The organism is Croceitalea sp. MTPC6, assembly GCF_036985525.1.
Lineage (GTDB): Bacteria > Bacteroidota > Bacteroidia > Flavobacteriales > Flavobacteriaceae > Croceitalea.
Window position 1 is genome coordinate 90,311 of record NZ_BTGR01000009.1, and the last position, 14,044, is coordinate 104,354.

Consider the following 14,044-nt stretch of genomic DNA (forward strand, 5'->3'; position numbering starts at 1 on the left):
ACAATGATATTTCCACACGAAATGACTTATGTCATTTTAACTACAAAAAGATGGCGTTAGTTTTAATCTAGAATTTAAAATGTATAATAAGATGACAATTAACATCCAATACCAACAAATGCCCACAAGCGAAACACTAAGCAAGATTGTTGCCAACAAGCTCAAAAAGCTGGAACACAAATACCAATTTTTGATTAGGGCAGATATTACCTTTAAAATGGAAAATGACCCTACGGGAAATGGAAAGGTTTGCGATATGGAACTAAGTGCACCTGGTCCTAGAATATTCGCGAGGTCGAATTCTGATGATTTTGAAAAAGCAGCAGCAGAAACCATAAGCGACTTAGAAATACAGTTGAGGAAACGTAAAGGAAAATTTGATAAACGTAGAAAGGCTATTTAACATGAAGAATATATTGGTACCCGTAGACTTTTCCGAAACTTCAGCTTACGCTCTAGAGATAGCTGCACAAATAGCAAAAAGATTTAATGCCAAACTGATTGTTCTTCACATGATGGGTGTTTCAGATGCAGTGCTAACCAAAGATGAATCTCAAGAAGAACAGGAAGCTCAATATTATATAAGACTTGCAAAAGAACGATTTGACTCTTTTTTAAACTGGCCATACCTTAAAGAGCTAAAAGTGCAGACTATTATTCAGAACCAAAAGGATTTTTACGAAATAAATGCAGTAGCAAAAGAACAGCAAATAGATTTGATTGTAATGGGTTCTCATGGTACGAGTGGTTTGCATGAATTTTTTGTAGGCTCTAATACTGAAAAAGTAGTCAGAACATCAGAAGTACCGGTCTTAGTGGTCAAAGAACAAGATTCAAATTTTTCAATTGATACCATGGCTTTTGTTTCTGACTTTGAACTTGAATCCATACCTGTGTTCAAAAAAGCAATTGAATTTGCTACGCAATTTTCGGCCAAGTTTCTCCCTGCCTATATTAATCTATCAGGCTTTGACTTAAAGACCGAAAAAGAAATTGAGAATCAAGTTGCCCTTTTTATGAATAATGCCAACACACTATTTGATGTAAAAATTTATTATGCTAGTAGTTTAGAAGAAGGTATCATGAACTACAGAAAAAAGATAAATGCAGATATAATTGCTATAGGCACCCATGGCACCAAAGGGCTTGCCCATTTTTTTAAGGGTAGTACTGCAGAAAATATAGCCAATCACGCTAATTTACCTGTGTTGACATTTAAAATCGGTTGACTAATCTTTAAAGAGAAGCTCTATTTTTGCAATGATAATCAACTCAGATTTGTTTTTGCCTGAATATGAATTGGCAATGGCACCGGCAGTTTCCTTGATCAGATTCTTAATATGCTCAGGGAATAGTTGTTTATGGTCTGCGTAGAATTCTACAAAATCATCGAAACATTCTTCGCTTTCCTTGTCGTATTCCAAAAGCCAATCAAACACGGTCTCTATTTGGTATGCTGCATCAACATGATAACGGTCTTCAATATCGTCAACCTTAAGCCAACTTTCCCTAACGATTTCCTTTAATTTATCCAATTCCTTAATATGGACACTTCCATCCGTCATAGCTACCGCATAGAACATTTTTCCTAGATTTTCGTACAGCTCGATACCAACTTTTTGTGAGTTTAACATTTTTTTCATTTTAATGTTTCTTGCAATGAAATTAGGGTTAAGGGCTTTTTTTTTCTATGACAAAAATCAGTTTAAAAACTTTACCTTTAGATTATGCGTGTTTTCCAAAAAAACAGTAATATTTTCAACTTACTTTCCGAAGGTGTTTCCGAAGGGATATTGGTTGTTAATACCAAACAGGTTATTGTTGCAACAAATTCCTCAGCAGAGGAAATGTTTGGACATAAAAAGGATGAACTGATTGGTAAATGCTTGGACACCCTAATACCAAGACGTTATCACAAAAATCACCATAAGCATGTTAGTGATTTTATTACTAAGAGTGAGAAGCGCCAAATGGGTCACGGAAGTGAATTATATGGTATCCGAGGAGATGGGGAAGAGTTTCCCGTGGAAGTAGGGCTAAACCCTTTTGAACTTTACGGTGCTACCTATGTGATGGCATTGATTATCGATATTACAGACCGTAAAAGGAAGGAGCAAGAGCTAGGGCATTGGGCCAGGATATTTAACGAATCGCTTAATGAAATCTATATTTTTGATTCCAGTTCCTTTATGTTTTTAAATGTGAACGATGCAGCTCAACGCAATTTGGGGTATTCATTATCTGAACTCAAAACAATGACACCCTTGGAAGTCAAACCTGAATTTGACGTCCAAAAATTCAAAAAATTAATCGAACCGCTGCTAACTGGAAAACAAGAAAAAATAGATTTCGAGACAACCCATAAAAGGAAGGATGGCTCATTGTACCCTATAGAAGTGCATATGCAGCTATCGAGTATGGGCGACAACCAAGTTTTTGTAGCTATTATACTTGATATCACCGAGCGGAAAAACTACACTGAAAAGCTTGAAAAAATGGTACAAGAACGTACCAAACAACTTACTGAAGCTCTGGCTAAGGAGAAAGATTTGAACGAGTTAAAAACACGTTTTCTGTCTTTAGTCTCACATGAATTTAAGACTCCTTTGAGTAGTATATTGACTTCCATTACGCTATTGGGCAAATATACCCAGACCGAACAGCAGGAAAAGCGTGATAAACACGTGGCTACCATAAGAAACAAGGTGAAGTATTTGGATACGATACTCAACGATTTTCTTTCTGTGGAACGTTTAGAATTGGGGAAAGTAAATTACAAGGTAGAACCATTCCCCTTAAGCAAAGTGGTGAATGAAGTAGTCTATGATGCCAATATGTTGCTCAAATCCGGACAGCAAATTCTATATCCTGAAAATATAGATGATTTGATTATTAAATTTGATGAAAAGACTTTAGAACTGGTACTCTCCAATCTAATCCATAACGCAATAAAGTATTCTCCTGAGGATAGCAAAATAGAAGTAGTTGTAAAAGACAATAAAAGAGGATTGCAAATAGAAGTTAAGGATGAGGGAATGGGCATACCTCCTGAAGACCAAAAACATATTTTTGACCGCTATTTTAGGGCAGAGAATGCCTTGTTGACCCAAGGAACTGGTATAGGGTTGAACATTGCCAAACAACATTTGGAAAATCTTGGAGCCACTTTAGAGTTTTCAAGTAAACAGAACAAAGGTTCAATATTTAAGGTTTGTATACCACAAGAACACGTAAACCAATAGAAAATGAAAAAAATCTTATTGATCGAAGACGACAGAGCGCTACGTGAAAATACAGAAGAGTTATTGGGGCTTTCTGGCTACTCGGTTGCCACCGCACCAAATGGAAAACATGGTGTTACCATTGCTAAGGAATTGCTACCCGATATTGTGGTTTGTGATATTATGATGCCAGAATTGGATGGTTATGGAGTTTTAGAACAACTTTCTTCCAATGAGAATACAAAGCACATTCCTTTTATTTTCCTTTCTGCAAAGACTGAGCATAAAGAAATAAGAAAAGGTATGGATCTTGGGGCAGACGATTATTTGACCAAACCATTTGAAGAAGAGGACTTGTTAAGTGCCATAGAAAGTCGTTTGGCAAAAGCGGAACTATTGGCTCAAATGTTTGATGACACCAATTCAAAAAAAGAGGTTTCTGAGGATGAAATGCGAACCCTAAACCAGCTAAAGAATTTTTTTGATGATAATGGGGAAATAGAAAATTATAGCGAAGGAGAGTCCGTTTTTAGGGAAGGTACGCACTCCCATAAAATATATCTTATTACAAAAGGGGTGGTAAAGTGCCATAGGCTAGATGAAAACGGAAAAGAATTGATTACCTCTTTATATCGACCAGATGATTTCTTGGGTTTTACCTCCTTTCTAAATAATGTTACCCATAAAGAATCTGCTACTGCGATGGAGAATACAGAACTTGTGGGTATCTCAAAGTCAAAATTGAAACTTGTTTTAGAAAGTAATAAAAACGTTTCCATGGAGCTTATGGAACTCCTGACCGAAAATATCTCAGAAGTTAAAGCGCAGCTATTACAAATGGCCTATAGTTCTGTTCGTAAAAAAACAGCACAAACGCTATTGCAATTTGCCGAAATCATGAACTACAAAGCAAATGATTCCATAAAAATCTCTAGAAATGATTTGGCAAGTGTAGCTGGTATTGCTACAGAAAGCCTTATCCGTACCTTATCCGGGTTTAAAAAAGAGGGACTTATTGCCATCGAAGGGCGAAATATAAGAATCAAGGAATTAAAGGCCCTACAATATATAAACTAGGGGTTCCTTAAAAATCTTTGACTATCACAGTATGATGAATGTCATATTTTGCTGTTATATGTAACAGTACTTTTGCTACTAGTACGCATACATTTAATGAAGACCATACTAATACCAACAGATTTTTCTGAAAATTCTTGGAGCGCGCTTCAATACGCTATTCGATTTTTTAAAGATGTTTCATGCAATTTTTATATACTCCATGTAGGGCATATTAGACAATCTTCGATAAAAGGCAACTCATTTACTTTTCCTACTGGTGAACTGGATTTACCCATAAAAGAAAAGCTAGATGGTCTATTTGACAAAATAAAAGGGCTACCGCACTATACCCATCACAACTTTATTGCTTTGCAAGAATATGGTAACCTTGTGAATACCATAAGAAAGGTGGTGGACAAAAAGAAGATAGACCTAATAGTCATGGGAACCAAAGGTGCTTCAGGCATAAAGGAAGCTATTGTGGGCAGCAATACGGGTGATGTAATTACAAAAATACAATGTGATGTCCTGGTGGTTCCTGAAAACACCACTACTTTTTCTATCAAGGAAATTACGTTCTCAACTGATTATAATATCTTTTACAACAACACCATATTGGAAAGTCTAGCCGAGATTCTAAATATAACCCAAAGTCATCTTAACGTATTGAATGTTTCAAGGCCAAATACCCATCTTAGCACACTGCAGGAAGAAAACAAAAAATTTCTTTTTGATTACCTAAGTGAAACCTTTCCCAATAAGGTTACTTTCCATACGCTATCCAATACTAGTAGCGTAAGTATGGCAATTCAGAATTCTCTAGCTCATAACAATGTGGACATGATTATTATGGTGGCTAAGAACCTTAACTTTTTGCAACAGCTGCTATTTGATACAACTATAGAGAAACTAAGCTTCCATACTACAGTGCCACTTTTGGTGTTACATGAGTAGTATATCCCTTTTGTGATATTAGCCTGCTGATAATTATCATAGTTCTTCCTTTACAACTCCTTTATTTTTAAAAATCAAAAAATGAATGGGAGATGAAGAATATACTCATACCTACAGATTTTTCTAAAAACTCAAAGAATGCCATACAGTATGCTATGGCCTTTTTTCAGAACACTGCCTGCAATTTTTTTATACTATTTGCGAACGTAGAAGGTAAGGATTACTTGGAAAAGCCATCCTATCAATTAGGGACAGGTATTTTGGTTGAAAAAGAATCAAAAACTATTGATGAAAAGTTAACAGATTTAGAAAATGAGCTAAAACTGGTTTCCAAGGAAAAGGAAAATCATCATTTCACCCTCGTGCATGCAAAAGGACATTTTTTAAAGTCGATTAAGGACCAAGTTGCACAAAACAGGATAGAGCTCATTGTAATGGGCACAAAGGGTGCTACTGAGGTAAAGGAATTCTTTACGGGCACCCATGCCGGTGACGTTATTACTAAAGTGGAATGTAATGTATTGGTAGTGCCAAGTAAAACAAGTTTTAAAGGCTTGGGCGAGATAGTTTTTTCCACAGATTTGGATTTTGAATATTCTGATGTCGTTTTTAGAAGTATTACAGAAATCATGGGGTCATCAAAAACCAATTTTCATTTGCTTTATGTAAACCGTCCCGTGAAAACACTTTCCAAGCAAAAACATGATGTAAAGGAGGCGATAATGAAACGTTTTTCAACAGTTTTAGAAAATCCCATCACTTTTCATAAGGTAAATTATAAAAAAGTAGAAGACGCCATAAGACTTTTTGCCCAAAGCATTAATGCCGATCTTATTATAATGGTTTCCAAGGATTATAATTTTCTACAGAAACAGTTTTTGGATACTACGGTGGAAGAAGTAAGTTTTGATACAAAGATACCGCTCTTATCCCTTCAAGGCTAATGGTCACCATAAGTCTAAGTCTCCATTTGGCACTGACATATATCATAGTTTCTAAGTTCTTGGGAGAATATTTTTGGATACATCAAAACAAAAAAAATGAAAATCGTATTGATTCCCACAGATTTTTCGGATAATGCAATGCACGCTATCCAATATGCATTGAATCTCTACAAATGCGAACGAACCAATTTCTATTTTTTGCATGCTTATGCTGATGAGGTATATGGACTCTTTAAAAATAAGACCAATGATTCTATTGAGAAACAAAAAAGGATTGCTAAAAAGAATACTGATGAAAGGCTTAAGAAACTGGTTGACAAGCTTAAAGTGGAGACCAGTAATCCGAAGCATTCTTATGAATCGGTTTCAGCTTTTGAATCTTTGGTGGACGCCGTAAATGATTTTGTAAATCAAATCAATGTGGATTTGGTCATTATGGGTACCCAAGGCCAAACAGCGGACAAAAAAATCACTTTTGGTAGCCATACGGTACAGATATTCAAATATGTGCATTGTCCAGTTTTGGCCATACCTGAGAACTATGAATATCAGCAACCAAAAAAAATACTGTTCCCAACGGACTATATGATACCTTATAAACGAAGGGAATTGAAACTCTTAAATGATATTGCAAGGGAATTCAAGTCAGAGGTACATTGCCTATACATTTCGGACTTTGAAAATTTAAGCCATCGTCAATTGGACAATCAGCTTTTTATAAAAGAAACACTATACGGCGCCTATTTATTTTTTGATCGTACCCCAATAAAGAATAAGGCAGAAGCCATATTGGAGAATATTTCTGAAAAAGAGATCAATCTTTTGGTGATGGTCAATTCACGACATTCATTTATGGAAGATATGCTCTATAGATCTACTGTGGACGAGATAGGGCTACACCCAAAAACGCCATTTTTAGTAATGCAAAATTTACCTAGGTAAAAGCGAAAGTTAGAAACAATGAAAAAAATTTTATTACCTACCGATTTCTCCGGAAATGCATGGAATGCAATTACATATGCTTTGGAATTTTTTAAGGATGAGACTTGCTTGTTCTATATTTTGCATACCTATACACCTGCATTTTATAGAGCGGATTATGCCATGGGAGGTCCAGCTTTTAGTGCTATACCCGATGCGGGAGTAGAACGTGCGCAGGCAGGTTTGGAAAATACAAGTATTAATATTGAACAAAAGTTTAAGAACCCAAACCATCAATTTAAGACCCTGTCGGCATTTAATACCTTAACGGATGAAATAAGGGATGTGACCAATCGGGAAAATATAGATTTGGTTGTTATGGGCACTCAAGGTGCTACTGGAGCTAAAGAGATTTTTCTTGGCACCCATACGGTACATGCCATTAGAAAATCTAAAATACCCGTATTGGTAGTACCCAGCGGATATGTTTTTAAAACAATTAAAGATGTTTTATTCCCTTCAGATTATAAAACATCTTTAAACAAAAAAGAATTACAATTTCTAATTGAAGTGGTTCAACTCCACAATGCCAAGGTGAAAATCTTGAATGTAAACGATAAAGAGGACTTTACAGAGGATCAAAAAACGAATAAAAAACTGCTCACGGAACACTTAAAATCCTTGGATTGTAGTTTTGAACAGATCAAAGATAAATTGATGCCAGATGCGGTCCATGAATACATAGCCCATCATAATATAGGACTACTGGCGATGATGAACCGTAAGCATTCTTTCTTGGAACGGTTGCTTGTGAAACAAAATGTAGATGCTATTGGCTACCATACCACCATTCCTTTTTTAGTGATACCCCATATTTCTGAACAAGCAACTAAGGAAAGTAAGGCATGAAAAAAATCGTTTTACCTACTGATTTTTCGGAAAATGCTTGGAATGCTATTTTTACAGGACTAAAACTATATGCAGATACCGAATGTGAATTTTACGTCTTGCATAGCTATGAGCCTCATATGCCTAACATGCTAGCTCGAAAGGGTCAACAGCGATTGGGACTTATTTACGACTCACTATCAAAATATTCTACTGGGGAACTGGATAGGATTTTGGAGTACCTAAGCAAAAACCACGGAAACCCTAACCACAGTTTTAAGACACTTTCAAAATCAGGGACTTTAGAGGAGACTTTACAGCACATGGCAACAACTAAGGATATTGACCTTATTGTTATGGGAACACAAGGTGCAAGTGGTTTAAAAGAGGTTTTTATGGGCAGCAATACCGTAAAAATATTGAAGAAAATTAAAGATTGTCCCATTTTGGTGGTACCTGCAGGATATAATTTCCAACGTTTAAAAACCTTGGCTTTTCCAACTGACTTTACGAGAACTTTTGAAAAGTTCGAACTCTTGCCATTGATTGAATTGGCCAAACTTTGGAAGGCCAAAGTAAGAATAGTACGTGTAGCTGATGAGCCTGGTCTAAAGGATATTCAACAAGCCAATATGAAAATTTTAGAGGAGCGTCTTAATATGATTAGTTATACTTATGAGGATGCGGAGTTCCATGCCAACGTATCTGGTAGTATTGAGAAGTATGTCCAGGAAACAGAAATTGAATTAATAGCAATGATTAGATATCATCACACGTTTTGGGAAAAAATTATTGGTGAACCTGTAGTGAAAAAGATTGCCTTCCATTCCCATGTACCCCTATTAATGCTCCCAGAACATTGATAAAAAGCATTTAAAGAATGAAAACAAAACAAATTCTATTACCAACAGATTTTTCACCTAATGCCCGCAAGGCCATAGACTATGCTATCTATCTTTTTGAGAACGTAGAATGCAAGTTCCATATCTTAAATTCTTATCAGGTCAGCGCTTCGGGTCTCGAAAACACGAGGAGTAGGGCAAGGGGCACCCGTTTGTTTAGGGCCATTAAAGAAGAAGCTGAAAGAAATATAAAGAGGCTAGTAAATGAATTGGAAACGAAAAATAAGAATTCACTACATACTTTTGAAGGCCATAGTATTGCTGATTCTTTGGTAAATGCAGTTGCATGGACAATTAAGAATAATAACATAGAATTCGTCTTTATGGGCACCAAAGGGTCGTCCGCTGTTAAAGAGGTATTTATGGGTAGTAGTACCATCCAGATTCTGAAACATATTGATTACTGCCCAATTGTTGCTGTACCATCAGATTACAGTTATGATTTGCCCGATAAAATAGTCTTTGCCACTAATTTTGAGCATGTGTATTCCAAGGCGGAACTTGTTCCTCTCATTGAACTCGCAAAACTATGGAACTCCAAAATTGACATTGTTCATGTAGAAAAAGGAGAAGAACTTAACGATAACCAAAAGGCGGCCAAAAGCCTATTGGCAAAAAGACTACATAAACTATCACAAAGTTTTATTGAAGTGGATGGACATTCCAAAATTTCAGAGGCAATTATGTCCTACACAGAAAGTAATAAGGAAATCGGAATGATCGTCATGATCAATTATTGGCACAGCTTTTTTGAGAAATTGACCAAGGAGAACGTAATTAAGCGTGTAGTATTTTATACCGAGGTTCCTTTTTTGATTTTACCTCTCATTGATTCATAGCGGATCTGCACTAGAAGCTATTGAATAATAGTAGCTAGTGTTTTCCGTGTAGTGTTGAAATCTGTATTGATTGGAAATTTGTTGGTATATTTTTGAATGGGATAACCAATCCTGATCAATTCTTTTTTTACTTCTTCAAAAGCTTTTTGCCCATTGCAAAGAAAATGAAGAATCCCATTGTCAGTATCAATATCAATAATTCGGATTTCCAGTACACGACTCAAGTTGCGTAATATTATTTTTTTACAATCTTCAGAATCCACGTTTTTAAGGGTAGCAAGTGTTCTCATGTTTTTGGGTTTTCCCAAAACTATATTAATCGCCTTAACCTCAAAATGATTTTCGTCAGTAAAAATGAGAAGAATGTTGTATTGTTTTGTACAGTTGTTAAATATGGGAAAATATGGCAATAGAGCTCGTATTGGGAATAGATATTGGTGGTAGTCTTACTAAAATAGGATTGGTCTCGAGAGAAGGTGAAATTTTTGGCAAAAAAGTTTTTCCAACCCAAGCCCATTTACCTTTCTCATCTTTCATGGAACTTTTGAAAAAAGAGGTAAATGGTTTAATGGCCAATTTGGATTCCAAAATCAAAATTATGCGAATAGGTGTGGGAGCCCCCAATGCCAACCCCATTACAGGTAATATTGAAAACCCACCTAACTTAAAATGGAAAAAAACCACTCCTTTAGCTAAAACTTTAAAAGATTGTTTTAACCTAGAGGTTACTATTGCCAATGACGCCAATGCCGCAGCTTTGGGCGAAATGATGTTTGGGCGTGCAAAGGGGATGAAAAATTTTGTAGTCCTTACTTTGGGAACAGGATTGGGAAGTGGAATAATCATTCAAGGAAAACTGTTAATCGGCGAACATGGTGCTGCTGGAGAAATTGGTCATGTCAGTGTTGATCCAAATGGTCGTATGTGCAATTGTGGATTACAAGGTTGCCTGGAAACCTATGCCTCAGTGACTGGAATAAGAAGAACAGTTTTTGAATTATTGGCAGATAGAAGTGAAGATTCGATAATGCGTGCCTATAGTTTTGAGGGGCTAACGGGGGAGCATATTTCCAAAGCTGCACTAAAGGGTGACATAATTGCTTTGAAGGCATTTGAGAAAACTGGAGAGATATTAGGAAAGAAAATGGCTGATACCGTAGCTCACATTGACCCGGAGGCTTTTATCTTATCTGGCGGATTAAGTAAAGCTGGAGATATTCTTCTTAATCCAATAAAAACCAGTTTGCAAAATTCTCTTTTTACCACATATAAAGGTAAAACTAAGGTTCTGCTTTCTGAAACCACTAGTGAAGACGCTGTTCTTGGACCAGCTGCATTGGCATGGATGCAGATATAAGTACGATATCAAACAATATCGTTCTTCCTTGATTTTTTCTTCTTTCCCAATCTCCAGAGTATCATCTGCAATGGTATCGGCTTCCATTTTTGTATTTTGAAACTACCTTTTTATGAAAATAAATCGTCCACGTAGAATTCAAGATCTTAAATCCATTCATTTGTGGTTTCGTATTTTTCTATTGTTTGCATATTTCTTTGGACTTTTCCGAAATAGGAATCTTGAATTGGCCAGTAAAATGACATTTGTCATTGGTAACTAATAGTAGGCGAGTTACTTTTAAGATATCGTAAATACTATTAGCCGTGATGGAAAATATTTTGATTCCCACAGATTTTTCGGACAACGCATGGAATGCGATAGAGTATGCCACTCAAGTGCTAAAAAAGGATAAGTGCATATTCTACATACTTCATGTCCATCCGATTACTAAATACTCCGATGGTGATGTAGAAATGCATATGTCTTCAGAAGAATTAGAGAAGATATTTTTAAAAGGAAGCGAAGAAAATTTTAAAAGACTGCGAAAAAAAATAGAAAGGCTACCACTTAATATAAAGCATACTTTTCATACACAGGCAAATTATGACTTTGTTACGGACAGGATAAAAAGCGAGGTAAGTAAAAAAAACATCGATTTAATTATCATGGGAACAAAAGGCGCAAGCGGTTTAAAATCTGTATCTATAGGTAGTACTACCGGTAGTGTTATGACAAAAGTAAAATGTCCCGTATTGGCAGTTCCTGAAAATGCTGAATATAGGAGGCCAAAAGAGATAGCTTTCCCCACAGATTACAATTTAAATTATGATGCCAGAGTGTTGGAAGGTATCAAAGGCTTTGTATTGATGAACAAGTCAACAATTCGGTTTTTATACCTTTCCAAGGTAGGAGAGGAACTTACAAACGAACAAAGAAAGAACCAGGAATTTTTAGGGGAATATTTTCGTGGAATAGAGCACAGCTTTCATATAGTTACTGGGAAGCGATTGGAGACAGCCGTGCAATGTTTTACGGAGAGTAGGGATATAGACATCATAGTTATGGTTGCTAAAAACCTGAATTTTTTACAACGCATTCTCTTCAAGCCAAGAGTGGAGAAAATTAGCTACCACATTAAAATCCCTTTTTTGGTACTGCACGAGTAAATTCTTGACATAAATATATATTTTCTTTAGCATGCCAAGACCCAAGACTAAAAATGAACTCTTAGCTTTAAACCAAGCTAACTATGCGAAGCTCACGGGGCTTGTTGAATCTTTTGCAACAACAAAACTTAAAAAAGAATTCCCTGAAGGCTATCTAAACCGAAATAGTACCGATGTTCTTGCCCATCTGCACCATTGGCACCTGATGGTATTGGACTGGTACACCTTAGGAATGAAGGGGATAAGACCAGATATGCCTGCCAAAGGTTATACTTGGAAAACCGTACCCGAACTAAATATTTCTATTCAAAAAAAGTATAAGGACGCCCATTATTCTGAAGTAAGAAAAATGTTGGACGCTTCGTATCATTCCATTCAAAAGCTAATTAAAAAACATTCGGACCAAGAACTGTTTGAAAAAAAGAAATACAAATGGACAGGTTCTACCTCATTAGGCGCATACCTTATTTCGGCAACTTCAAGTCACTATGATTGGGCCTATAAACTTATAAGTAAAGTGTCAAAAGAAAAATAGTCCATTAGGGATTAGGAATGAGATTTTATTATTTGGACGATATCGTTCTTTTGCAATACCCCAGATTGCCTCCATAGTTGTTTCCCTTTTTTAAAAAGTAGCATGGTAGGTACGCCACGTACTTGATATTTATTGGCGAGCGGTTGGTTTTTGTCCACATTGATTTTTACAATTTTTATGGCATCGCCCATCTCATCCTTTACTTGTTTCAAAATTGGTCCCAACATTTTGCAAGGACCGCACCAATCAGCGTAAAAGTCTACTAAAACTGGCGTTTTGGAACCAATTATGTTAGTAAAGCTATCTTTCATTGTTTATCGATTTGTGTTGTGAAAAATTACTAAAATCCTTCTTTTTAGCAACTGACCAAAATCATGGTTTCTAAAGATAGCCTCCTTTAGCTTTACGCAATAAATTTTAAAGGAATTATAATGAAACGTATTTTGCTTCCTACGGATTTTTCTGATAACGCTTTTAAGGCTATAACATATGCTTTAAGGGTTTTTGAGAATATGGAATGTACCTTTTACCTTTTTCATACCTACAATCCACCAGTGTACGAGGTAGAATATTTATTGCTGCATCCATCCGATTTTGGTCTCGGTGATGAATATCTGGAAAATTCACAAACCAAATTAATTGAACTCCAAAGATCATTGGAAGAACAGTTTAAAAATCCAAAACATAAGTTTTTGATTCACACTGCTTTTAATTCTTTTTTGAATGAAGTACTGGATACGGTAGAAAATGAAAGTATTGATTATGTGGTCATGGGTACTAAAGGTGCCACAGGGGCTAGAGAGATTCTATTGGGAACCAACACGGTACATGTCATCAAAAGGGTGATGCGACCTGTTATTGCAGTACCACCTAATTATGAATACGAGGCACCAAAGGAAATCCTGTTTCCTACGGATTATGAAATTGAATATCCAAAAGGAAAGTTTGAGCCCTTATTGGAAATTGCTGAGCAGCACAGGTCACGAATAAATGTGATGCACGTTTCTACGGGGTACGAGCTAACCAAAAATCAAAAGGAGCATCAGCAATCTCTGAAAAAATTATTGGGGAGTACTGCACTTTTTCATGATTTACCAAGTGATGATGTTATACATGCCATTAATACTTTTCACACACAAGAAAATATAAACCTATTGGTAATGGTACAGAACAAGCACACGTTTTTTGAGCGTCTTTTTATAGAGCCCGTAATTAAAAAAATTGGGTTTCATATCACCTTGCCTTTTATGGTCATTCCCCACTTATAATATAAAAA

The 14,044-nt window shown here is 36.1% G+C and carries 17 protein-coding genes; 14 read left to right on the forward strand and 3 right to left on the reverse strand.

The features are described 5' to 3' along the window. Window positions 1-91: 91 nt before the first annotated feature. Both hpf and AACP56_RS15330 read left to right on the forward strand, forming a co-directional pair. Window positions 92-403 carry a ribosome hibernation-promoting factor, HPF/YfiA family gene (gene hpf / locus AACP56_RS15325; protein WP_339337847.1) on the forward strand — a complete coding sequence of 104 codons (312 nt, stop codon included), beginning with the start codon at window positions 92-94 and terminating at the stop codon, window positions 401-403. A 1-nt stretch (window position 404) separates the two neighbouring features. Then, complete coding sequence (locus tag AACP56_RS15330) at window positions 405-1,229, forward strand: universal stress protein (protein ID WP_339337849.1); 825 nt, start codon at window positions 405-407, stop codon at window positions 1,227-1,229. Here AACP56_RS15330 and AACP56_RS15335 read toward each other — a convergent pair whose 3' ends face one another. Beyond that, a complete protein-coding gene (locus tag AACP56_RS15335) occupies window positions 1,230-1,643 on the reverse strand; it encodes a hypothetical protein (RefSeq protein WP_339337851.1) in 414 nt (137 codons plus the stop codon). Window positions 1,644-1,727: 84 nt separating this feature from the next. Here AACP56_RS15335 and AACP56_RS15340 point away from each other — a divergent pair, with 84 nt between their 5' ends. The 8 genes from AACP56_RS15340 to AACP56_RS15375 all read left to right on the forward strand — a co-directional run bounded on the left by AACP56_RS15340 (window position 1,728) and on the right by AACP56_RS15375 (window position 9,728). After that, a complete protein-coding gene (locus AACP56_RS15340; protein ID WP_339337853.1) occupies window positions 1,728-3,242 on the forward strand; it encodes a sensor histidine kinase in 1,515 nt (504 codons plus the stop codon). 3 nt (window positions 3,243-3,245) lie between these two features. Further along, complete coding sequence (locus tag AACP56_RS15345; RefSeq protein WP_339337855.1) at window positions 3,246-4,298, forward strand: response regulator; 1,053 nt, start codon at window positions 3,246-3,248, stop codon at window positions 4,296-4,298. Between the two features lie 96 nt (window positions 4,299-4,394). Continuing rightward, a complete protein-coding gene (locus AACP56_RS15350) occupies window positions 4,395-5,234 on the forward strand; it encodes a universal stress protein (RefSeq protein ID WP_339337857.1) in 840 nt (279 codons plus the stop codon). Window positions 5,235-5,326: 92 nt separating this feature from the next. Then, the gene (locus AACP56_RS15355) at window positions 5,327-6,178 is read left to right on the forward strand and encodes a universal stress protein (protein ID WP_339337859.1); all 852 of its coding nucleotides are present in this window, start codon (window positions 5,327-5,329) and stop codon (window positions 6,176-6,178) included. A gap of 96 nt (window positions 6,179-6,274) precedes the next feature. Beyond that, window positions 6,275-7,120, forward strand: a complete 846-nt coding sequence (locus tag AACP56_RS15360) for a universal stress protein (protein ID WP_339337861.1) — start codon at window positions 6,275-6,277, stop codon at window positions 7,118-7,120. Window positions 7,121-7,138: 18 nt separating this feature from the next. Then, window positions 7,139-8,008: a universal stress protein gene (locus tag AACP56_RS15365; protein WP_339337863.1), complete on the forward strand. Its 870-nt coding sequence runs from the start codon at window positions 7,139-7,141 to the stop codon at window positions 8,006-8,008. Then, window positions 8,005-8,850, forward strand: a complete 846-nt coding sequence (locus tag AACP56_RS15370; protein WP_339337865.1) for a universal stress protein — start codon at window positions 8,005-8,007, stop codon at window positions 8,848-8,850. The genes AACP56_RS15365 and AACP56_RS15370 overlap by 4 nt, the downstream gene beginning before the upstream one ends. A gap of 17 nt (window positions 8,851-8,867) precedes the next feature. Beyond that, on the forward strand, window positions 8,868-9,728 hold the full coding sequence (locus AACP56_RS15375) for a universal stress protein (RefSeq protein WP_339337867.1): 861 nt from the start codon (window positions 8,868-8,870) through the stop codon (window positions 9,726-9,728). 17 nt (window positions 9,729-9,745) lie between these two features. On the opposite strand, the gene AACP56_RS15380 is transcribed toward AACP56_RS15375, so the two are convergent. Further along, window positions 9,746-10,018, reverse strand: a complete 273-nt coding sequence (locus AACP56_RS15380; RefSeq protein WP_339337869.1) for a hypothetical protein — start codon at window positions 10,016-10,018, stop codon at window positions 9,746-9,748. A gap of 113 nt (window positions 10,019-10,131) precedes the next feature. Between AACP56_RS15380 and AACP56_RS15385 the strand changes: the two genes are divergently transcribed. From AACP56_RS15385 to AACP56_RS15395, 3 genes are all read left to right on the forward strand, one after another. Continuing rightward, on the forward strand, window positions 10,132-11,085 hold the full coding sequence (locus AACP56_RS15385; RefSeq protein ID WP_339337871.1) for an ROK family protein: 954 nt from the start codon (window positions 10,132-10,134) through the stop codon (window positions 11,083-11,085). A gap of 308 nt (window positions 11,086-11,393) precedes the next feature. Then, the gene (locus tag AACP56_RS15390) at window positions 11,394-12,233 is read left to right on the forward strand and encodes a universal stress protein (RefSeq protein WP_339337873.1); all 840 of its coding nucleotides are present in this window, start codon (window positions 11,394-11,396) and stop codon (window positions 12,231-12,233) included. Window positions 12,234-12,264: 31 nt separating this feature from the next. Further along, the gene (locus AACP56_RS15395; protein ID WP_339337875.1) at window positions 12,265-12,768 is read left to right on the forward strand and encodes a ClbS/DfsB family four-helix bundle protein; all 504 of its coding nucleotides are present in this window, start codon (window positions 12,265-12,267) and stop codon (window positions 12,766-12,768) included. Between the two features lie 11 nt (window positions 12,769-12,779). Here AACP56_RS15395 and trxA read toward each other — a convergent pair whose 3' ends face one another. Next, a complete protein-coding gene (gene trxA / locus AACP56_RS15400; RefSeq protein ID WP_339337877.1) occupies window positions 12,780-13,079 on the reverse strand; it encodes a thioredoxin in 300 nt (99 codons plus the stop codon). Window positions 13,080-13,199: 120 nt separating this feature from the next. On the opposite strand from trxA, the gene AACP56_RS15405 reads away from it, so the two are divergent. After that, the gene (locus tag AACP56_RS15405) at window positions 13,200-14,036 is read left to right on the forward strand and encodes a universal stress protein (protein WP_339337879.1); all 837 of its coding nucleotides are present in this window, start codon (window positions 13,200-13,202) and stop codon (window positions 14,034-14,036) included. The last annotated feature ends 8 nt before the right edge of the window (window positions 14,037-14,044 follow it).